Raw genomic sequence first — 23,329 nt, forward strand, 5'->3', positions numbered from 1 at the left:
GTCTGGTTGAGAGTCTAAAACGATAAGCCGATAGGTGCTGTCTTCTTCTGTAAAAAGGATATTTTCAGGATAAACACGATATAATTTAATCGAATGATTGGTTTTAATTCTAAAACGATGTGGAAGTTCATCCCATGTCCATATCTTAAGAGGAGAAAGAGATTTGACAATTATGCCATAGAGAAATTCTCGCATTTTAGTTTGAATACTATCCAGCCAATGAGTTAGTTGAAAGGTTGAATCTAATTGGGGTTCATGTCCCTCGTTAGGTATGAGATAAAGAGAAACAGGCAAATTTAATTTTCGCGCGTGTTCAAAAATGCGTTTTGAACCATAGATGGAAGCAGAAAGTAGGGAACCTGCTTCAGGTGAAACGTTTTGAAAAGGATAATTATAGTCAGCAGGAACTATTTGATCATTTTCACCATGAATAAGCAATAAAGGAATTTTTTCATCGCGATCTATTAAATTTAAATCTAACAATCCACCCCAAAGATTAACAACACCGCGAATAGAATAGTTTACTTTGAAGTCATTACCAGAGCAATCGAGGCAACCAAGATCGGGTTGAAGCAAAAATGTGCTTCCACGAGTTGAGGGGAAAACTTCATCTTCTTTCATAAAAGCTGTCATAAGACTGATGAAGCCACCTGCACTGTTACCTGCAAGAAAAAACATATGAGGATCGATGCCATACTTGTTGGCGTGTTTTGCCATCCATCTCATGGCTGCTCGTGCGTCTTGAACGGCTTTATACATGGCTCTTTCCAAGTTGCTATAAAGTCCGGGAATAGCTACATAGCCAAGACGATAGTTTACACTGACAACCACATAACCCCGTGCAGCAAAATAATTTGCTAACTCTTTTTGTAATCTGTCTTGTTTGTCGCCTATGACAAAAGCTCCGCCATGAAACAAAAACAAAACTGGTAATTTGTATTTCAGAGGTATTCGAGGATAATAAATGTCCATTTCTAAGTTGAGAGTTTGAGGTGTTGCTAAGTTTTTTCGTAGTTCGTCAAGTATATCAAGAATAATATCTCCGTAATTTTCAGAGGATATATGGTTGTATACTTTGGAGCTATAAAAGCCTTTTGCACTGCCATATTGAACTGTTACCTGATTGATTTGTTCGCGGGTGAGAAATGAATCGTAAAAAGGGAAATAATGAGGAAGATCTTTTTCTTGCTCTAGTAAATGGAATTCCAAGGTCTGTTCATTGCTAGTAACGATGATTTTATTTTTTTCAGTGGTAACGTTTCCTTTTATGATGGGCCTTTTTTCTTTATCGAAAAGACCATTTGATGTTAAATAAGCAATGGATGTTTGCTGGTAGAAATTACCATTATCTTGAAAAAATTTTCCTTCAATTTCATTTGTTGGTAGCTTCAGATGCGGTTTAAAGTATAAGCTACCTCTTTCGTTTTTAAGTATATACCATTGATCATACTGGACATCTAACAAAAGATTTTTTCTCTTACATTGGAAGAATATGCAAAATGTAATTAAAACAAAAAATATTTTTTTAAACATTATAGCAAATATACACAATGAATGAAAATGGTTTTAAATAATTTTGAAAAAAAATGCGAGAATTTATCAGTATTGTTCTAATTGCTTGTGTAAATTCTTTTTTTGCTCAACACGGAGGGTTAAGGGATATTGTGGTATACGTTGATACAAATTCATATATGTATTTTAAAGATAAGGTCAAAGTAGATGGTCGTTATGTGTTGCCTGTTGAGTTCAGGCAAAAAGAAGAAATCGTACGTGTAGAAATAAATCTGACGAAAAAAGGAGAAGTGAGTTTAATTTACGATAGCATACCATTTTCTTATCATGTAGTCATGCCTTTTTATGAAATATCTGATGGCTTGTGGGTATGCAAACTCAAAATGCGTGATCTAGTGAAGGATAATTTTATTGTTATTCCTATTTTAATTAAATTTTCTACCCACGAAGAAATTACTTTTCTTGAACTATTTCCTGTATTTAAAAATCATTTTTCATGGCGTTCCCTTTCAAACGAAGAGGTGTTTGTTGGCGAGGAAATCATGTTGGAGTTGGAAGTCCCTTTTGAAGGGCTAGTCCTTTCATCCAACTGGATAGATAAAGACGGTTATTCATATAAAGTAAGCATTCAACAGGGAAAAACTTGGGTCCAAGTCATCCCATGGCAGGCAGGAAACAGAAGCTTTGACATCCATCTTAATTTGTATAAGCCTTTTTTGGAAAATGGTAAATTTCGCTATGAATTCGTCTTGCCTACACCACAGCTTCAAGTACGCAATAGCCGTTTAGCATATCTCTCTTTTGAACAAAAAGAATTTATGTTGGATGTTGAAAACATCGGAAATCCTATTGAAATTTTAGTAGAAAATCATCGTCAATTAAAATTGCAAAAAACTTATAGGATCGAAAATAAAGAAGATAAAGGTTTATTAATTGCAGAAATTTACACGCGTAAAACATTGGCAAACAATAAAGTATTATGTGAAATGTATTTGTACAACCATCACAGACAACAAGATGGATCACTTTATATCAAGGATGGAGATTTGCCAATTTTTTTAACTAACTTCAGTGTTTTACCAAAACCCACCATCCAATCTATACAGATTTCTAGTGACGGAAAACAATGGAAAACTGGTAATCAGGTATATCCCGGAGAAGAAGTCATTGTCTTACTTACAGGACGTAGTTTGGATAAAGCTCAGATAGGCATTGAAGGTTTGCGTGCGGGAGAATTTACATTACTCAGTCAGAAGGAGGATGTAGTTAAGTTCATGGTGAAAATCCCCGTAGACATTCTACCATCGCGCTTATACTTTCTTTTTTCTGGCAAACCCTCAGGGTCTTACATTCAGGTCGTTGAAAGACAAAAGCCTCGTTCGTTTGATTTTCTCGAAATTGATTATGGTGAAGGATTTAAACAGCTCTCTACGCTTGTCAGCCCATTGTTTTGCAATAAAAACATACCTAACATTGTCATCCGTGCAAATCCAGACAAAATAGATGAGCCTACAAACTTGAACGGTAAACAATACATCGATATAGAGCTAAAAATTATAGATCGACGTGGACAAACTGTTGAAATTTTAAAATTGCCTACACAATGTTTTTGCCCTGGATCATCATCTCCACGTTATGAACATTATGCATGTCAGGAATGTAACGTTCAAGAAATATCGCTTAATCAATTTTTACAAAACAAAACTTATCAGTTAGATAGCTGGAGTAGAATTTTAATAAACATTCGTCATGATGCTTCTTATTATTCAGAAAAGGGATATGAAAAGCAAGTGGAGTTAATCTTGCAACAATTGGTACATTTTGATATTGATGTTTCTTTTCCTGCAGGTTTGCTTACCATTGAGCCCGGTACTGAAAAAATTGGCAATCTAAGTGGGATTAGCATGGCTATGATTGCTCAGTTTACATTTTACCGAAAAAACAAGGTCGCTAAAGCTTTACCCTTAAAAGTTGGGATGGGTTTTCTAGCTTTAAATGCTTTTAATTTTTCTAGTAACGACGTTAATCGCGACATGAGTTTAGTGGGAGTGTTCAGTCTCTACCCGATCAGAAGAGAGAAACTGACTTTTCCTCTTTATTTTGGTGGTGGATATTTTCTCTCTCAAACTCGCTTTTTTTGGCTTCTTGGCCCGGGAATTCAAGTCCGTTTCTGATTTACCAGCCTGTAAAATTAATACCTAAAAAGACCTGATGAGATAGAGGTTTGTCTCCGTCCATTAGATAAGAAATACGATATCCCAACTCCAAAGGAAGGAAAAATCTAAATAGGTGCACGTCAAACAACCATTCCGTACCGGTGCTTCTCAGGTATAGATTTTGTTTTTGTATTATTTTTCCTTCCGTATAATCGTAAAACATGCCTAGTCGAATTCGTTTGATGTAAAGTATGGAACCCAAGGGAAGATCAGGATAAAACATGGGCATGTAGTAGCTCACACCTATGGTGTAAGCTTTAAAAAGGTTTTTGAAGGGGTATCCTCGTGCAAGTTGGAAAATCCTATAATCAGTTGGAAAACTGGTATATTCTCTTTGGAGAGCATAAAGACTCATCTGAATTGAATGAAGTTTGCTCACCGATGGAAAAAAATAACGTGTTTGTAATTCCCATGAGCGTATGTGGGGAAATGTGTTCTGAATGGAAGTTTGGTAGTAGATATTTACATCTTGTCTCCAATGAGGAGCAAATTGGCGTGGAGCAATTTTCTGATGATTTGAAAAAAGAATTTCTCCTGAAGCATAAATGAATTCGGATGTTTTGGAATGAGAATTTTGCATAAACATACGCTGATAACCTGTACTTAATGATACTTTGTAGGACTGACAAAAGGAGTTTATGGTGGTTCTTAAAGGTAAACTTAAAGTAAAGGCAGTGTTGTGAATGGAGAACCATTGTTGTTTTCGAATACGTGTTACCTTCCATTCGGAAAGTAAATTTATCACGGGAAACCATCCGGCATAAGCATAATTTAGGGAAATGGTGTGAGATTGGTTATAAGGACGATAATGATATGCAAGTTCAGTAATAGAAGTAGACAATAAATCTTGGCTAAGAAACTTTATTCCTGGCAAAAGAAGATTATTCTCCATGTCGGGATAAAATGGAATCCAGGAATGAAAATGAAAAAGATGAGAAAATTTACGATATGGTTTAATAACAAAGAAGGAATCTTGTATTTTTAGCGTATCTTCCCAAATTTTTTTCATGTGATCGACATAGTGCTTTTCAAGAAATAGCTTTTTTTTCTTAGTTTCCGAAAGTGGAATGTTTGATAAGCTATCTTTAGGGATGAGGAAAATTCTTGTTCCTTTAGAAGTATAACCGTCGAAGAGAACTTTGTCTTTAAAAAGGTGGGGATGATAAGCAGCATACGGATATTCGGTGATTTGATTAATGGATGAGTCTATAAGATTGAATACGTAAATGTTGTCGTTTCCATCAAACGAAGCTGTAAAAAAAATGGAGTCTCCGTACCAATAAGGTGCATGAATGTCTTCATAAGGAGCGGAAAGAAGTTTAGTCCATTTTTCAGATTTGAGATCAAGAATTTCAAGTTGCTTTATATCGGGTCGTTGGGTAATGCAGACAATCTGTTTTTTATTTGGAGAAAAACAAGGAAGCATTGCAAAATGACCGGCTGGAAGGGGAAAATGTTGAATTTTGTTCCCTGTTTTGCTTTCGATAATAACAATAGAACATTGTTGATCTGATGTGAATTCAATAGCAACGATCAATGAGTCGTCCTGCGAAAGTGAGGGACTAAAATATTTGGTTTTTCGGGTAATTTGCTTGACTTTTTGAGTTTGTAGATCAAGTATTTTGATGACCGAATATGATACGTGATGCCATCGAGGGTGCCATTTCTTTTCCGCCCAACATATATATCGGTTGCCGCGAGAAAAATTATCAAGTGTCCATGCTCCTGGACTGTAAGGAAATTGAATAGAGGTAAGTGGGATCATGTCAGAAGTCGGTGGCTCGTCTGGTGTGAAAAAACCAAAACTATGAATAGTTTTTTCCTTGCCAGAATGAAGATCTATCTTAACAATCTTTGCTAAATCTTCCATACCACTTTTTTCTGCGACAATAGTGGAATCGTTGATCCATATAGGAAATTTGTAATGAGTATAGACGCGTGGTTGTTTTGCAAGCCGAAGTGGTGTGTACTTTGGGCTTTTAATGGAGTCTTGGAGTTTTTTCCATTTTTGTTGAAGATCTGAAAACAAGAACTCGTAAAGTTTGGATTTTGACATTCCTGTTTGTTTTCGAAACGCAACATTAAGAGGACTCAGTAGATACCATCGCTTGGCACTTGTATTAATAGCATTGTCCCAGAGTTTTTCCCCATAGTGAGCATAGCTTTGAGCTACGAAATAATAACCAAAGTAATACTGATCCGGTATAAAACGTTTCCATGAGCCAAGACTCATTTGGTCAAATGAAGGAAGCTGGTTTTCTAGGAGAAAAGCTTTCATTTTACTTTCAAAAGATGGTAGCCGACCACGCCCTGTTTGACTAAGGGAGGTTTCTATCATAACAGCATCTCCTTCCATATACCACATAGGCATAAATAAACCCATCGTGATAGCAGTAGCGTGTTGTCCAATAAAATAAGTCATGAATTTCGTAAGTCCTTGATTAAGCTTATCCATTTGAAGGAGATGACGGTATTCATGAATAATAAGTTGTTTATACCATGCTTGACCGTAATTGTGTTGAGCTGGTGTCATGTAAAATTCAGTTCGCTCAGGTGTCCAGAGCGAAAAAGCATTGGGGACTACGGAGTTGGTAAACAATACAACAGGAATCGTTTTGTTTTCCCACGAGATGGTTTTTGTTAGTAGATGATAATATTTTTCGCTTGTGTTGGCAAAAGATTGAATATGTTTTTTGTATGATTCTGGAAAAATGATATGAAAATGAGAAGTTTTTACTTGATACCACTTCGTGGATGCCTTGTCTTGTCCGGTGATGTAATATTGAGAAGTGAGATTTTTTGCAATAAAAAACAAAACAAATACTCCAGCCGTTGTTCTCATTTTTTTACAAAAATGTAAAAAATGTTTTAGAGGGGTAGTCCTGCATTGAGAAAATGATATTTCTCATCCCATGTTTTATAGATGTTCATGTAATCAGAAAACATTTGGCTAAGTTTTTTAAGTTGAGCGTCATAAGCTGATTTATCGGTCCATGTATTGCGTGGGTTAAGAAAGGAAAGGTCGAGATCCATGAATTGTTTGGGAACGCTAAGTTGGAGATGATTAAGAATAATGAATGGTTCACGTTCGATAGTTCCATCAAGGATTCCTTTGATGATTTTTCGTGTAATGGGCAAAGGAATACGATGACCAATACCATAAGGACCTTCTATCCATCCTGTATTGACTAAATACACACTAGTATGATATTGGTCAATTTTTTTGACTAGTTCTTCGGCGTAGCGTATGGGTGGAAGTGGAAGAAAGGCAGCGCCAAAGCAAGCAGAAAAGGTGGGTTTTGGTTCGATGATACCACGTTCGGTTCCAGCTAGTTTGCTAGTAAATCCTCCAAGATAATAATAAATAGCTTGTTCGCGCGTAAGCTTAGCTACAGGTGGAAATACTCCAAATGCGTCAGCTGTGAGAAAAATGATGATAGATGGGTGCCTTCCAATAGAAGGTGGTGGTACGATTTTTTGAAGATGGTAGATAGGAAACGAAGCACGAGTGTTTTCCGTGATAGAATCATTGTCGTAATCTACATTGCCAGTTATTGAATCGAAAACAACGTTTTCGAGAATAGCATTTTCGCGAATAGCCTGATATATGTCTGGTTCTAGTTTAGAAGATAGATGAATACATTTAGCATAACATCCTCCTTCAAAATTAAAGATTCCTTCATCGTCCCATCCATGTTCGTCATCTCCAATAAGCCACCGATCAGGATCACTTGAAAGGGTTGTTTTACCAGTTCCAGAGAGACCGAAAAATAAGGCAGTATCTCCATTTGTTCCTGCGTTGGCTGAGCAATGCATCGATGCGACGCCACGTAAAGGGAGGTGATAATTCATCCAGGTAAAAAAAGCTTTCTTGATTTCTCCTCCATACCAAGTTCCACCAATTAAAATCATATTTTCTGAAAAATTAAAAGCAACGAAAACTTCACTATTGAGTCCTTGTTCTTTCCAATTCGGATTGGTACATCGAGGCAAATGAAGCATGATTACATCTGGTTCGAAGTGATTAAGTTCCTCGTGTTTTGGCGAGATAAACATATTTTTTGCAAAGTGAGCTGCCCAGGCAATCTCAGTAATAATGCGTGCCCGTATAGAATGTTCGGGGCGAGCCCCTACAATAACATCCATAACATAAAGGGGCTTATCGCTTAATTTAATATGATTTGTGCAAAGATTAAATAAATGGTTCCACGTCTCAATTGACATGGGATGATTGTCGCTGCCTCGAGCTTCAGGTTTATCTCCAGCCCACCAGATTAGCTTACTAGTGTGATCGTCCATCACCACGTATTTGTCTTTCGGTGAACGACCGGTAAACTTGCCTGTCCGAACAATTAAAGCTTTGGAAGATGCTACATATACTTTTTCAAATCCATCTTCGTTCGTTGTTTCGTGCAATCTTAATTCTTCATAAGTAAGATTAGCAAAGACAGGTTTATGTTTAATTAGTTCTTGAATATACTGGATTTTCTTATTCATTTTTTCACAAAGTTAAATTTTTCGCTAACTTTTTATGTTTAAAACATTTGTAAAAATTAATATTTTGTAAACTTTTTTAACCTTAAGATGTAATTGATTTAAAAATCAAGAAATTTAGTTCCTTACTACAAATAAATTCTGATGAGATATTTGTGCTTGATTTTTGACGAAAAGAATTTAGCGATAGAAGATATTGATTTGACTCGTTTGGATATATTCACCATAACATGCTTCAAAATTGATTGTACGAGGAGATAATTTCAAACATAACTAAACCTCTAGAAATCAATGTATAGCTTACAGTATGTTGAAATTTGAAACTTTGCTTAGTGCAGCATTTTCCATCTAACATGATCAAGCATACCATTGGATTTATTCATTATTTGTAGCCATTCACCGCATTTGACGATTCTTTTTTAAATTTCAGGAGAGCTTTTCTTTTCCTATTTTTGCAAAAAACTTGTTATGGAATATAACCACAGGGAGATAGAGAGAAAGTGGCAACTTTACTGGGAAAAAAATAAAACGTTCAAAACTGAAATAGATCATCAAAAACCCAAGTATTATGTTCTTGATATGTTTCCTTATCCTTCTGGAGCGGGGCTGCATGTGGGACACCCATTGGGGTATATTGCTTCTGATATCGTAGCTCATTACATGCGTCACAAAGGCTATAATGTGCTACATCCTATGGGATTCGATTCCTTTGGTCTTCCGGCCGAGCAATATGCTATTGAAACTGGTCAACATCCTGCCATTACGACAGAAAGAAATATTCAACGATATAAAGAACAATTAAAACTTATTGGACTTTCGTATGATTGGGATCGAGAAATACGAACATCAGATCCGAAATATTATAAATGGACACAATGGACCTTTTTAAAATTATTTAAGCATTGGTATGATAAGTCCATTGAAAAGGCTAGACCCATAGACGAATTGATTAACATTTTTGAGCGAGAGGGAAACTTACATGTGAATGCTGCACATTCTTGTAAGGTTACATTTACGGCTAAGGAATGGAAGTCGTTTGAAGAAAAAAAGAAGCAGGAAATTTTAATGGATTATCGACTTGCTTATTTGAGTGAAACATGGGTTAATTGGTGTCCTGCATTAGGGACAGTGTTGGCCAATGATGAAGTTAGTGAGGGTTATAGCATTCGTGGTGGATATCCGGTTGAGCGAAAGCTCATGAAACAATGGGCATTACGCATAACGGCGTATGCTGATCGTTTACTAGAGGGTTTAGATCGTATCGATTGGCCAGAAAGTATCAAGGAAATGCAACGAAATTGGATCGGCAAAAGTGAAGGCTTGCAAGTTAAATTTATGCTAGTTGACAATCCCAGAGAATACATCGAAATCTTTACTACTAGACCTGATACGATTTATGGAGTCACTTTCATGGCAGTGGCACCTGAAAGTAAGTATGTGGATAAAATTATTCATCCTTCGTTGGAAAAGCAGGTAAAAGCATATCTGAGCAAAGTTATCAATAGGTCGGAAAGAGAAAGAATGGCTGATTCACATGAACCAACAGGTATATTTACAGGATCTTATGCTATCAACCCTTTTACGAGAAAAGCCGTACCTATTTGGATAGCAGATTATGTTATTGCTACGTATGGAACCGGAGCTGTTATGTGTGTTCCTGCTCACGATCAACGTGATTATCTTTTCGCCAAACGTTATGGATTACCTATTATTGAAGTGATTCAAGGGGGAAATATCTCTGAATGTGCTTATGAGGAAAAACGTGGAATTTGTATTAACAGTGGCATTTTAAATGGCCTAAGTGTACCACAAGCTATAGAAAAAGCTATTCAATTCGCCGAAGAGCATGGTTTTGGTAAAAGAACTATTCAATACAAATTAAGAGATGCCGTTTTTAGTCGTCAACGATATTGGGGAGAACCATTTCCCATTTATTATAAAGATGGGGTACCCTATCCATTAGATGAAGATAAATTACCTCTTGAGTTACCAGAAGTGGATAGCTATTTGCCTACTGAGCATGGAGAACCACCTTTGGCACGTGCAAAAAACTGGCATACCCAAGAAGGATACCCTTACGAAACATCAACCATGCCTGGCTTTGCTGGAAGTAGTGGATATTATTTAAGATTTATGGATCCTCACAACGATAAAGAATATTTCTCTGTAGAAGCTGTCAATTATTGGAAAAATGTGGACTTTTATGTAGGGGGTGCTGAACATGCAACCGGGCATCTTATTTATGCTCGTTTTTGGAATAAATTCTTGTACGACCTTGGCATGGTTCCCAATGACGAGCCTTTTAAAAAACTCATCAACCAGGGGATGATTCAGGGACGAAGCAATTTTGTCTATCGAGTAAAACCTGAAGCCATGGCTGAATTTATTTTGTGGGAACTTATCAAAAATAAACAACTGGGTGTACTTTTTGAAAAGAACGAAAAGAATGATGAATGTGTTTGCGATTTTGTTTGTCATGAAAAAAAACTCTACATTGATGTAAGCAGACATCAATCCATCCTAGAGACTTTGGATCAGAAGAAGAATTATGCTCAAAGCAAAGGTTATGGTTTATTGGTTTTTAACTTAAATGATGTCATTCTCCACACCGACGATGTAATTGAGAAAATCAAAGATTTTCTTAATGGTCAGGATATCCCAGTCTATGAACCAATGTCTATTTGGGAAGAAAAACCCATATTTGTTTCTAAAAATATATATGGGCGTGAACATTTCTCTTTTCCTATGCACGTAGATATCAATCTTGTCCATAACGATATTTTGGATATTGAGGGTTTCAAGCGCTGGAGACCTGAGTTCAGAGATGCCGAATTTATTCTTGAAGAGAATGGGAAGTACTATTGTGGATATGAAATTGAAAAAATGTCAAAATCCAGATATAACGTCCAAAACCCTGATGAAATCATTGAAAAGTATGGTGCTGATACACTTCGCATGTACGAAATGTTCTTAGGGCCAGTAGAACAATCTAAACCATGGGATACTAATGGAATCGAAGGAGTTTATAGGTTTTTAAAAAAGTTTTGGAGAAGGTACGTAGACGAAAATGGAGAAATTAAAATGTCTCAAGAGGAACCAACTTCTCAGGAATGGAAAATATTACATTCAACCATTAAAAAAATAACCGAAGACATAGAAAGATTTTCGCTTAACACTTGTATAAGCACTTTTATGATATGTGTCAACGAGCTTACGGCTTTGAATTGCAGGAAAGAAAAAATCCTCAAACCTTTACTTATTCTTATTCATCCATTTGCTCCTCATATAGCAGAAGAACTTTGGCACCGTATGGGAAATGAGCATACCATAACGTATGAGCCATATCCGGTGTACGATGAAAAGTATCTCATCGAAGATACTATTCAATATCCTGTGTCTTTTAATGGCAAAATGAGATTTTTAATTACAGTACCTGTTGGAGCTACAGAAGAAGAAATCAAACAAAAAATTTTAAGCTCTTCAGAGGGTCAAAAATGGTTGCAGGGAAAAGAGCCTAAAAGGTGGGTCATCGTACCTAACAAAATAATCAACGTAGTTGTATGATGATAAAAAAATAAAAAAGCTGCCTACAGGCAGCTTTTTGAAACTAAGTCTGTATTTTAATAATTGGTATTTTTTGGATCAAAATTGGTCCAAGTAGCTGTCCAGTCGGTAGTTCCGAAAGCACCCTTATAATTTACAACGGTAAAGAAAGTATTTTGAAGAAAAGGATGATTAAAATTAGCCCCGGACAAAAGTGGGGAAGTTGCATCAGGTAAGAAGTTTGGAGCAGATAAATTCCATGTGTTAGCATTTAGTTTTAAATCATTGAAACTTAGAATTTGGTTGTTTTGCCCTTGAGCATTGTACCAGGTTTGGATGTCAAAAGTGCTCCCACTAGCAACTGTTAGATTGGTGCTGCAACCAGCAATAATATTATCTTTAAAGATTAGATCACCATTTTGAGCGTTTTGTTCAGTAAGGGTCCCATCAATGTATAACCCAACAGGAAATCCAGCCAGAACCGAATTGAAGATTTTTAATTGAGTGTTTCTTCTTAGGTGAGCTGCCCGTTTGAATTGTGCATTGTAATTAGTGTTATTTGGATTGATCGGACCCAGGATGGTGACGTTGGAGAAAATTCCTGATGTATATGGAGTGGCATTCGTTCCTTGTGCATCATTATCAGATTCAAAACCATTCGATCCCGATTGATCAGCAATGTTAGGATCACGAAGGGCAACGCAGAATTGTGCCATACCAGACCAACCATTATCAGTATCAAAATCATCATCCCATGTTCTGAAAGACACGAGATGTTTTACATTTACAGTTCCTCCAAAGAATTCAAATGCATCGTCACCACAATATGATACTTGCACATAATCAATTTCAGTTTTATTTCCAACACCTGCTAAAGTAAGTCCATTGATTTCTTGATTTGGCTGATAAGCGATCCCCGCAAATTCTATGCGCACGTATTTAAGTTTTCCAGAATTGTCTTCTGGATCATTTCCACCGTAGTATGCGTCGGGACCACCTTCAACAAGACCCTCTCCTCCCGGCAGGTTAACAGGTGCTTTACCACAGATAATGATTCCACCCCAATCACCATAATCTCGCTGCCCTGCTGGCTGATTAGATGTAAAGACAATAGGTTTTTGTGGAGTTCCTTCTGCGATAATTTTTCCACCACGCTTGATGATCAAGGATCCCTTACTTTCCTTTTCTCCCATGATAATCGTACCAGGCTCAATAGTCAAAGTAGCACCAGCTTCTACATAAACAAACCCTTTGAGCAAGTACTTTTTATCAGCTGTCAATTGCATGTCGGATGTAATAGAACCTTGCAAAGTAACTACGCTTGCTGGTTGTGGATACTGGCAAGATCCATCATCTTTTTCAGCTTCTGCATCGTAATTCAATGCAGTCGGATCTGTGCACCCTTCCTTTTTGCTACAAGAGATAGAAAAAAACAAAAACAAAACCATGCTTAACGTGGACAAACTTAGAAACAATTTTCTTTTCATGTTCTTAGATTTTTGATGTTTCAAAGTAAAATTACTCATGTATTCTTATGATTAACTGGCTTTTAATTATTTATGAAATAAAATCGAATCACATGTTAAACTTCGAAGTTTTTCATACAACATTTCAAGATTCTGATTCAAATTTTTAGCCTAGAATGAAAACAAAAAACTAAAGTGAAAATTTCGACCTGTGGCGGCTTCAAAGACTGTGTCGTCTTTATGGTTAATTTTGTTATCTTCATTGGAATCTTGAATCAATTTGATTTTTGCATTGATGAGGTTGTTAATACCGCATACCAGCTTTACTTTATTAATTTTTTTGCTCAAAGAGATGTCAACCATATTACGAGGCATTTCATAAATATCGGGTGTACCATAAGTGCCAACCATAGCGATTCTTTTCCCAACGACATTATAGAGAAGAGCTAATTGCCATTTTTTCATCGTGTTTTCTAAATACATAGCCAAGTTGAGAATATACGGAGACTGGCCCATAAGCATACGAGTGTTTTTCTGACCGTTAGTTTCACCTAAATTTACTTGGCTAAAAATATATGCTGTGTTAAATATTATGTCTATTTTATTAAAAACAATGTTCGTAAAAGAAAAGGACTTACGTAGTTCTGTTTCCATACCATAGTTACGTGCGTTTTGGGCATTTTTAAATGTAAAATTTCTTGTTCCTCCACTTCCTGAACCGGGTACATAATACATCTCAATAGGATTCAAAAAGTATTTATAAAAAACCCCTACGTTCATCATCATGTCAGGATAACTATAATATTCCCATCTAAAATCGATGTTATGAATGATAGCATGATTGAGGTTTTCATTTCCTATAAGTACGTTGTTAAAACTAAAGTCGTAATAAGCGAAAGGAGCTAATTCTCTAAATTCTGGCCTGTTGATGGATTTAAAATATGCCAAACGTAGTAGGTTCTTTTCGTCGAACTGATATATGGAGTTCAGGTAGGGATGCCAAGTAAGAATTGGATTGAAAACTTCAACGGGTTGGTTGCTATAATTTCTGCTGTATAGGGAGATCGTATTGTGTTCCAATCTCAACCCAGAGATAACTTTGATTTTCTTGACAACTGTCCATTGAGAGGAAACATAACCAAAAAATAACTGGTTTTCAGCATGGTAACGGTCGCTCGGATTGGTTCCTTCAACAAGAGTTAGGCCTCGTGTATTAAAGTTTTCATGTTCGAAAAGTTCATCGATTGGTAAAGTCAGTAGATTATAGTCAAAAGTAGATGTGTTGTATTGCTTGTACGAGATCCATCTTGCCTGAAAGGATCTTTTTTTCTGATCATATCCTAACCCTGCTTTTAGACCAAAAAGGGATTGTTCTTTCTCATTTTTAAATGTTTTTTGAAATTGGATATTTCCACCTAAATTATATTCACGAAGATTAGCGAAAAATCTCCCAGCGTCTAGGGTTGAAGCAGAAGGTGGAATAATAACCTGGTATGGAATTGGCAATTCACTTTCGTATAGGTCTTTTACTGTGCGTACTCTTTTATAGTCGGGCTGATTACTAAAAGAAGAATTAAAAAAAGTAGTCCATGAAATTTTTTGTTTTTCGTCCTGACCAACTTCCCCATGCAATTGAGCATGATAAAGACGTCTTTCTTGATAGTTGAAAGAATAATTTTTTACCAATACACCTTCTTCGAAGTTTATGCCTTCTCTTTCGATGATAGTATTAGAATTTCCTTGGCTAAAAAGTTGTTTTAGTTCTACTAAATGTTGATTGCTGAGAAAAAGCGTCATGGAGTGTATTGCATAGATGTGGCTTTTAAATTGATAGCTTTGGTCGTTGAAGCGATAAATGGTATCGCAATGACCGACTTCGGGAATGTACATGTTGTAGTTAATGATAGAATTATATTGTGTCTTATGATTACTTGAGTAACCAAGTGAAAAGAGATTTGATAAATTTTTCTGGTAGAGTTTAAATTTATGTCCTGTGGTTATATTTAAACTTGGATCGGGTAATGCCATAACAGATGAAATTTTCCAAGTATTTGGTAACATTTGAGCTGCAATCAAACCATTTTGCGAATGGATGACAGCTGGAAATTTTTCTGAATAGTTTCTCCTATTTGTAAAACCGAAATATTCAGAGAAGTACAACTTATCGGTTTTAAAATCATGGAACGTGGTAAGTTCGTTGATTTTTTGTGAAATGGAGATTTGTGTAAAATTACTATCCACATATTTTTTTGTCACAACCTGTACCATGCCACCACTAAATTCGGCCGGGAATTCAGCATTACCTGTTTTGTAAACCATGATGCGTTCAATCATGCTAGTAGGCAACATGTCAAAAGCAAAAGATTTTTTATCGTTTTCAAAGCTGGGAGCCATAGAATGATTAAGATAAGTGATATTGTAACGGTCGGCTAATCCACGAATGACAACGAATTGCTCATTTTGAATGGTAATGCCTGGTATTCGTTTAATTGCTTCAGCTGTATTTTTGTCTTGATTCTTTGAAATCAGTTCGCTAGAAACGCCATTACTTACAGTTTCGCTACGCTTCATATCCTGAAGAATAGAATTTTCGCTATGCTGAATGCGTTCTGATATAATATCAACTTGTTTAAGTGTTCTGTTATTTTCAGTTAAATAAATTTCAACGTAGTGAGAAGGGCTCACAACAGAAAAGTTTTTCAATGTATCTGACTTATACCCCAGGAAAGTGACAACGAGAGTGTATGTTCCTTTTTTTAGGTTATCGAGTATAAAGCTTCCGTCCGTATCTGTGGAGGTGCCTATGCTTGAACCTAGCATGAAAACAGTGGCCCCAATTAAAGGTTCTCTCGTATTATTGTCGTATACTTTTCCTGTTATTTTATACGTCTGGCTATAACAAAATTTAACAAAAGCTAAAAATGAAAGCAATCCAACACAAAAGCGCATTTTTTTTCAAATAAATTAGATTAGCATGATCTGATGTTTAATTTCATGTTAAGAAATTGTAAATTATAGATAAAATTTAAAAAGCTTAAATTTGTAAAAAATTATGAATAAAACAAATTTGGTTTTTTTATCATCAATGTTTTTAAGCATCTTATCTTTCACACAGGAAGTAAAAAGAATAGATACCCGGATAGAGTCGGTAACAGTTTTCTTTGCTGGAGCAGAAATTGAGCGTGTAGGAAAGATATCACTTTCTACAGGTGTATATGAACTGGTCTTAGGTAATTTACCTCCCAACGTCAATCCTTCTTCTGTATATGTGGAAGGTAAAGGTGATTTAACTATCCTTTTTGTAGAGTTCAGAAACAATTATTTGGGGGATTATCTGTTACCAAAAGTTAAGGTATTAAAAGATTCTATTCAATTACTACAGAAACAAATTAAAACTCATAACAATGCTCTTGCTGTACTTAATGCAGAAGAAGAAATGATAAAGGCAAACAAGGTAGTGGGAGGTCAGAATACTGGCTTAAATGTTGATGTGTTGAAAGCTACTGCAGATTTTATTCGTTCGAGGTTAGCTGATGTAAAATCCCGACAACAAGAAGAACAAGAAAAAGTTGATAAATTGACAGAAAGATTAAACAAGTTAAATGCTCAATTACAGGAAATACAAGCTTCGTCACAACAACCGGTAGGGGAAATAGCTATTCAAGTAAAGGTCAACAATTCAACCAACGCACAACTTCAGGTTAAGTATTACATTCCAGATGCAGGATGGAGGCCTTTTTACGACGTGCATGTGAAAGATATTCAGGAAAAAGCTCATCTAACACTTAAAGCTCAGGTATATCAAAATACTTCGGAAAACTGGGACAATATTCGCCTTACTCTATCGACTGCTAATCCGCGGCAAAATAATATAGCACCTGTACTTGACCCATGGTACTTGTATTTGTACGATAACTATCCAATTAGACAGAGTTATTACGATGATGCAAAGGGTGAAAAATTTAAAGCAAATGCACCTGTGATGAAAGAAATGGATCAATCAATACAAACAGCTACTCAATATACCGAATCTGTTGAAACACCCATTCATGTATTATACAAAATTGATCTACCTTACACTATAGAAGGAAATGGTAGAGACAAAATTATTGAGGTAACGTCATTTGAAATTAATACCCTTTATCGGTATTATGTTGTTCCTAAATTAGCTACAGAAGCTTACTTGCTTGCAAGACTTACGGATTGGGAGGGACTTAATTTGTTACCAGGAGAAGCCAGTGTATTCTTACAAAATGCTTTTGTTGGAAAAACTTATATTAATCCTACATCCGTTGAAGATACTATGGAAATATCATTAGGAATTGATAAATCCATTAGTGTTCAGCGTGAACGCATCAAAGATTTTACATCAAAGTCGATCCTTGGCAATTACAAGAAGATCAACAAAGGATGGGAGATCACGATAAAAAACAACAAAAACAAACCTGTTACTATTTTAATTCAAGATCAGTTTCCCATCTCAACGAATAAAGATTTAACTGTCGACCAGATTGAAAAAAGTGATGGCATCCTAGATGAAAAAACAGGCATTGTAAGTTGGGTAGTTAACCTTAAGCCTGGAGAAGTTACTAAGAAGACCATTAAATATAGTGTTAAATTTCCTAAAAATAAAGTGATTTATTTAGAGTAAAAGATTACTTTAGATATAACCTGTAGGATACTAAAGTTATAATCTTAATATTAGGTTTTAAAGTAAATTATGATTTCATATCAAGGGGTAGGTTATAGCGCCTAGTGTTGGTAAAATTTCAAGAAGAATTATGTTTTCTAATTTATTTCAATTCGCACTTGCTTGGTGCAATGTATTTCTAGTATATGTTTTGTCGACTTAGTTGTCAAGATAAAAAGAGTTTAATGAATTCAGATTTTTTGAACCTGGTCACAGGCAAGGTTTTGCCCGACTGAAGTTTTATAAACAATGGCTTATTTTTATAAATAGAAGAAACCTTTTTAAGATTTACTATAAATTGTTGATGAATTCTCAGAAAGAAATATTCTTTTAAAAGTTCTTCAAAGAAACCCAAAGATTTGCTACTTACGTATGAATTATTATCTGAAGTATAAATGATAGTATAACTTCCAGCTGATTCAAGGAATTCAATAAGATGAATGCTTATAAGAAAATATTCATTTTCTGTTGGGATGACTATTTTTTTGAACTGACCATTGTAATTACTAACAAGATTTTCAATTCTTACATTTGAACGTTTTACGTTATCACAGTGTTTTATAAAATTGTTAATGGCATTCCTTAGTTCTTCTTTATCAATAGGTTTAAGTAAATAGTCAATTGCATTTAAACGCAATGCTTTTAAAATATAATCATCATAGGAAGTGATAAAAATAATTTCGAAATTGTAATAATCCAGTTGTTCGAATAAATTAAAAATGAGACCATCTTTAAGTTGAATGTCTGCAAAGACAAGATCATATGTAAAACTTTGAAGTTTTTCAAGAGCTGTTTTGATGCTATCCGCTGTATCTTTAATTTTAAAAAAACTATAATTTTCCAACTCCTTAAGTAGAAGATTCAAAGATTCTAGTTCATCTTCAATTATCAAACATTTATACATCTTATGTCAAATTTATAAAAATTTGAACTCTTGTTCCACAAATATAGCCATTTTCTTGAATATTGCTAATAATAAAATAAGAGTGGCTAAATAATTTTAATTTTTTTTGTACAAAATCCAGCCCTCTGTGCAAGGAATGATCTTTCTTAAGATTAAGGGTTGTTGTATATCCTGGCCCATTATCAGTAATGGTAACAATGATTTGTTTATCTGCTAGTTCTATGTTAACTTTTATCAATAAAACCTCATTTTCTTTCTTATTGTAAAAGCCATATTTTAAAGAGTTTTCTAAAAAAGGTTGTATGCACATGGTGGGAAGCTGATAGTTTTCAGGAGTATTTACAAGATTATGGATTTGAAAAGTAAGTTTTTCTTTATAACGAAGCTTTTCAAGCATTAAATAAGATTCGATAAGTTTTAATTCTTTATCTAGTTGTATATGTGATGCAAGAGTAGAGACAAGAACGTTTCGTAAATAATTAGAGAATGATAAAATATATTTTTCAGACTTTTCGATATTTCCCTCTTTAACTGTATGAAGAATATTGTTTAGAATATTCCATATGAGGTGTGAATTGAGCTGATTGTTCAGCGTTCGTAATTTTAATTCTGTTATTTCGATTCTTTGAAGGTATCTTTTTGATTTGTGTTTCGTATAAACATTAAAAAGTAAATATAAAAAGCTCAAAGAGATAAAAATTATGAACACTTTAAATATATTGGTCTCATACCATCGTGGAATAACGTGAAGATCTATAGAAATGGGATCAGAGTATATATTTAATTCATTTACAGATTTAATGAAGATTGTATAATAATGAGGTTTTAGCTTTAGTGAGATATCCTGATCTGTTGTTACAATTTTATACTGTTCGTCCTCACTTTTAATGATAAATTCGTAATATTTTATCTTAAATGGAATTGAAGAAGAACTTACATGAATGTTTATCACATCATGGGAAGAAACTCGAATTGTATCATAAGGAGGAAAAAAATTCTTTTCTCTTGTATTTATCTTATCTACGAAGATCCGAGGAGGTTGATATTGACTTTTATCAATGAATTGGTAAGTTTTAATCTTATTTCGGGAATTTAGTAAATAAATATGACCATCTTTCAATAAAATGTTCTCATAAGTATTTTTTCCAAACCTGTCAATATCGAAATAATGGAAATAGAATTTGTTCCTTTTTCTTTCTATTTTTACGAGTCCATAATTAAGTATGCCCCAGATTTGGGAAAGGGAATCAACACATATTTTTTTGATAAAGTTTGAATATAACCCTTCTTGCGTAGATATTGTTTCAATTGTTCTAAAGTTTTTGTCAAAAATAATGATTCCATAACCGTTCGTGGCGACATAAAAGTACCCTTGATGATATTTTATATCATTTACGTAATAGCTTGATATTTTTTCTAAAGAGTTTTTTCGCTTAAAATATAAACCCCTATTGTTTCCTATCAAAATGATAGAGTCAAGGATGCAGAAAGTTTGTATCCTTAAATTTTTCAGAACGGTATCAACTTTATTATTTTTCTTATTAACTCTCAATAAACATTTTCCATGGGAAATATATATATGTTCTGGTGTAATTTGACTGCATTTATAAAGTGATGGTAAAAAAGTCAGACGTAACTTATTGTTTACGTAAACATTGATGTATTTTCCCTCTTTTACTATGATGGAAGTCGAATCAAAATTCAGAATTTTTTTTTCACTTAGATGTGAAGATGGGTAGGTATTATATTCCCATGATAAAGTAAAAATTTCATTTAGTGAAGCAAGCCAGCAAAAGGAATCAGAGGTTTTGATTATATAATGATAAGGGCCCTTGTCAACTTTCTCGTAAACATTGTTTTTGAAATTATAAAAATATAATCCACCATCTTTACTTGTAAGCAAAACAGAGTTGCTATCGTATTTTACCATTGATGAGATATAAAAAGGAAATTTCTTTTTTTTAATTTTTTTTTCGTGTAGGTAAAATACTACATTATTAATGGATATAAGAACATCTTTTTTATACTCAAGTATGTTTTTATGAATAAGCTTTGTTAGGCTTCCTTTTCTTGGAACACTGAAAGAAAAATCACGTATATTTATTCTTAGTGAATCCTTGTTATAATTTATATAGTTTCTTATTGAATTTAAAAAGATTTTGTTATCAAGGGTAAAGTTTTTTTGAGCAAAATTAATAATTAGCGTTTTGTTTTCTGGTTCATATTCATAAAACAGACTGTTACCATCAAAAAATAGGGAGGTATTAATATCATACTGGGGATTAACTTGAGTTATAAGATTGTTGAGGAAAAAAGGGCAAATAATGGTATCAAGATTAAAGTTGTAGAAACTAAGCAATGAGTTAAAAGTTCTAAACCATATGTTTCCATACATATCTTCAGCACATGAGAATACGATGTTGTCGGGCAATCCTTCTTGCGTGGTATACTGCTTAATGTGAGTTCCATCGTATTTAAAAACTCCCTGATCGGTGCAGAACCAAACGTTACCTCGTGAATCGTTAAAAATTGAATATATAACGTTACAGTTCAGTTCCTGGAATTTGCTGATAACGAAAGCATCCGCGTTTGTCCATAGAAAAGAAAAAATCAGGAACAAAAAAACAGAACATTGCGTTGTTTTTATCCAGTAGAAGAGATTTTTTCTTTTCATAAATTTTTCTAAAGTCGTAAGCATAAAATTAGTTATTTTAATTTAAAAATAAAAATTAACGTGATTTGCGATTTTTTTTATACCTGAATAGAAGTTTTTATTTTATATGGTAGTTCTAGAGTAGCTCTGGTGTGAACATTATGAAATTATTACCTATCAGTAGTACATCATCCCGTTGTTAATGCAAAATACGAAAGAAGTTTATGGAAAATATCAAAGTTAAAATCAACATTATTACGACATATTCAAACTAATTCATGTTCGAAGAAATGCTACGCACTCTCGAAGTATAGCATAAAAGGAAAAAATTTTATTTGATATTAATAATTATTACAATATATTTTTTTTCAAAATATTAATGGGGTAGTTACCTTATACATTTGATCAATCAGTATTGTTTGGAAATCCTATACATATTAATCTTTTACACACCTACAGCTAAAACCATTTTCTGGTACATAAAAAGAGCGTCCAATTAAAGGAACAGTGTAATTTAAAGCGTAAACCCAGGGAGAATAATTAAGGTAAGCGGTGGAAGTCCAGAAATATGCACTCTGCCCATAATCTTCAAAAACTCCCTGCCATGTGTCACCTCCAGGCAATGCTGAAAACCCACTTATATTTGTAGCTCCAGCATTTGGAGGCCACCAATAATTTGAACAATTATCTTTGAGCATTCCTCCTTCAACGGTACCAATAACACCAGTAGACATGTTATAGGGAAAATCATTTGGATTACTACTAATATTTCGCAACAATGTAATCCATTCAAAATGTGAAGGAATATGCCAACCTTCAGGACATAACCCTCTAACAGGTACAGGGCAACGGTCAAAAGGGGGAGGACCGCTTCCATTGCATCCTGATGCCCCCTGCATTAGATTGTACCATTCATATAATCCCCCCATCGGACATGAAGGATCAGCAACACCATTAATATTCATGCAAAACTTTGTTCCACTTTGTTGAGGAGATGTGATGGGTGCATACACTCCGGCATTTAAATTTTCAGCCATCCACCATTGATTACCAATTTTTATGACCGAATATGAATTTCCGTTATTATCTTGACATTTTACAAAGGTGAAATTTACAATCTCATTTGAGGTAGGTTTAATTATTTTTACAGTCTTGTATATTCCGCCTGAAATACCAGTTAATTTAATGATATCACCTGAATGATAAAGCATTTGAATGATATTGCTTGAATGTTTTACTGCATTGCCGTCAGGGTAGTCAGGAACTACATTACATTGGATATTGACCGTATTTGATGATAAACAAAAACTAATTAGCTTTTGTCTTAGGATCATTGTTCCTGAAATAACTTCTAAATGATATAAGCCCATAGGCAGTGATTGAATGAGTAACGCATTTGATCCTTTTTCTAATATTATGTTTTTAGAAAATATTATTTTTCCGGAAGCATCTATTATATTGACTATTGCTTTTGTTTGGCCATATGCATTTATCATTACTATACAAGATTCATCAAATGGGTTGGGAATACACCTTGCTTGGTCATAATTTAAAAAATTGTTATCATTGTTACTTAAAGAAGAAGTCAAGTTTAGCACGTCGGAGCCTGATATTTTGATTTTTTCACACTTGCTTATATTTTCTACGATAACACTATCAATGATAGTTGATTCACCATCAGCGGTAAATTGAATGAAATAATTTTGGCTCAACATCCACTTGTGGGCAAAGATAGTTATCATAGCAAGAAGAATATTGTAGTGTATAAGAATCTTTTTAATCATGAGTTTTACATATTTAATCATCGAGAATATTATTTAGTCAATTCTAACTGCATAGAGGTTATTTTCT

At 34.5% G+C, this 23,329-nt stretch carries 11 protein-coding genes; 3 read left to right on the top strand and 8 right to left on the bottom strand.

What is annotated here, in order from left to right:
- Positions 1 to 1,464 (bottom strand): alpha/beta hydrolase fold domain-containing protein (locus N2Z72_04485; GenBank protein MCX7696936.1); only part of this gene is annotated, 1,464 nt, incomplete at its 3' end.
- A gap of 122 nt (positions 1,465 to 1,586) precedes the next feature.
- Between N2Z72_04485 and N2Z72_04490 the strand changes: the two genes are divergently transcribed.
- Positions 1,587 to 3,686, top strand: a complete 2,100-nt coding sequence (locus tag N2Z72_04490; protein MCX7696937.1) for a hypothetical protein — start codon at positions 1,587 to 1,589, stop codon at positions 3,684 to 3,686.
- 1 nt (position 3,687) lies between these two features.
- On the opposite strand, the gene N2Z72_04495 is transcribed toward N2Z72_04490, so the two are convergent.
- Both N2Z72_04495 and pckA read right to left on the bottom strand, forming a co-directional pair.
- Complete coding sequence (locus tag N2Z72_04495; protein MCX7696938.1) at positions 3,688 to 6,570, bottom strand: hypothetical protein; 2,883 nt, start codon at positions 6,568 to 6,570, stop codon at positions 3,688 to 3,690.
- 26 nt (positions 6,571 to 6,596) lie between these two features.
- On the bottom strand, positions 6,597 to 8,225 hold the full coding sequence (gene pckA, locus N2Z72_04500; GenBank protein MCX7696939.1) for a phosphoenolpyruvate carboxykinase (ATP): 1,629 nt from the start codon (positions 8,223 to 8,225) through the stop codon (positions 6,597 to 6,599).
- Between the two features lie 465 nt (positions 8,226 to 8,690).
- On the opposite strand from pckA, the gene N2Z72_04505 reads away from it, so the two are divergent.
- The gene (locus N2Z72_04505; protein ID MCX7696940.1) at positions 8,691 to 11,786 is read left to right on the top strand and encodes a class I tRNA ligase family protein; all 3,096 of its coding nucleotides are present in this window, start codon (positions 8,691 to 8,693) and stop codon (positions 11,784 to 11,786) included.
- A gap of 56 nt (positions 11,787 to 11,842) precedes the next feature.
- Here N2Z72_04505 and N2Z72_04510 read toward each other — a convergent pair whose 3' ends face one another.
- Together N2Z72_04510 and N2Z72_04515 are read right to left on the bottom strand one after the other, a co-directional pair.
- Positions 11,843 to 13,252 (bottom strand): hypothetical protein, encoded by a 1,410-nt coding sequence (locus N2Z72_04510; protein MCX7696941.1) that lies wholly within the window; start codon positions 13,250 to 13,252, stop codon positions 11,843 to 11,845.
- A 150-nt stretch (positions 13,253 to 13,402) separates the two neighbouring features.
- Positions 13,403 to 16,180 (bottom strand): TonB-dependent receptor, encoded by a 2,778-nt coding sequence (locus tag N2Z72_04515; GenBank protein MCX7696942.1) that lies wholly within the window; start codon positions 16,178 to 16,180, stop codon positions 13,403 to 13,405.
- 103 nt (positions 16,181 to 16,283) lie between these two features.
- Here N2Z72_04515 and N2Z72_04520 point away from each other — a divergent pair, with 103 nt between their 5' ends.
- Positions 16,284 to 17,882: a DUF4139 domain-containing protein gene (locus tag N2Z72_04520; protein ID MCX7696943.1), complete on the top strand. Its 1,599-nt coding sequence runs from the start codon at positions 16,284 to 16,286 to the stop codon at positions 17,880 to 17,882.
- Positions 17,883 to 18,087: 205 nt separating this feature from the next.
- Here N2Z72_04520 and N2Z72_04525 read toward each other — a convergent pair whose 3' ends face one another.
- From N2Z72_04525 to N2Z72_04535, 3 genes are all read right to left on the bottom strand, one after another.
- Complete coding sequence (locus N2Z72_04525) at positions 18,088 to 18,825, bottom strand: LytTR family DNA-binding domain-containing protein (protein MCX7696944.1); 738 nt, start codon at positions 18,823 to 18,825, stop codon at positions 18,088 to 18,090.
- Position 18,826: 1 nt separating this feature from the next.
- Positions 18,827 to 21,499: a histidine kinase gene (locus tag N2Z72_04530; GenBank protein ID MCX7696945.1), complete on the bottom strand. Its 2,673-nt coding sequence runs from the start codon at positions 21,497 to 21,499 to the stop codon at positions 18,827 to 18,829.
- Between the two features lie 416 nt (positions 21,500 to 21,915).
- A complete protein-coding gene (locus N2Z72_04535; protein ID MCX7696946.1) occupies positions 21,916 to 23,262 on the bottom strand; it encodes a T9SS type A sorting domain-containing protein in 1,347 nt (448 codons plus the stop codon).
- Positions 23,263 to 23,329 lie beyond the last annotated feature (67 nt).

The sequence above is a fragment of the Bacteroidales bacterium genome (genome assembly GCA_026418905.1).
Lineage (GTDB): Bacteria > Bacteroidota > Bacteroidia > Bacteroidales > DTU049 > JAOAAK01.

What these genes read in the sequence shown, in the direction of transcription:
- N2Z72_04530 (MCX7696945.1), bottom strand. Translation starts at nt 21,499, where the DNA reads ATGAAAAGAAAAAATCTCTTCTACTGGATAAAAACAACGCAATGTTCT.
- N2Z72_04520 (MCX7696943.1), top strand. Translation starts at nt 16,284, where the DNA reads ATGAATAAAACAAATTTGGTTTTTTTATCATCAATGTTTTTAAGCATC.
- N2Z72_04490 (MCX7696937.1), top strand. Translation starts at nt 1,587, where the DNA reads ATGCGAGAATTTATCAGTATTGTTCTAATTGCTTGTGTAAATTCTTTT.
- N2Z72_04510 (MCX7696941.1), bottom strand. Translation starts at nt 13,252, where the DNA reads ATGAAAAGAAAATTGTTTCTAAGTTTGTCCACGTTAAGCATGGTTTTG.
- pckA (MCX7696939.1), bottom strand. Translation starts at nt 8,225, where the DNA reads ATGAATAAGAAAATCCAGTATATTCAAGAACTAATTAAACATAAACCT.
- N2Z72_04505 (MCX7696940.1), top strand. Translation starts at nt 8,691, where the DNA reads ATGGAATATAACCACAGGGAGATAGAGAGAAAGTGGCAACTTTACTGG.
- N2Z72_04535 (MCX7696946.1), bottom strand. Translation starts at nt 23,262, where the DNA reads ATGATTAAAAAGATTCTTATACACTACAATATTCTTCTTGCTATGATA.
- N2Z72_04515 (MCX7696942.1), bottom strand. Translation starts at nt 16,180, where the DNA reads ATGCGCTTTTGTGTTGGATTGCTTTCATTTTTAGCTTTTGTTAAATTT.
- N2Z72_04525 (MCX7696944.1), bottom strand. Translation starts at nt 18,825, where the DNA reads ATGTATAAATGTTTGATAATTGAAGATGAACTAGAATCTTTGAATCTT.
- N2Z72_04495 (MCX7696938.1), bottom strand. Translation starts at nt 6,570, where the DNA reads ATGAGAACAACGGCTGGAGTATTTGTTTTGTTTTTTATTGCAAAAAAT.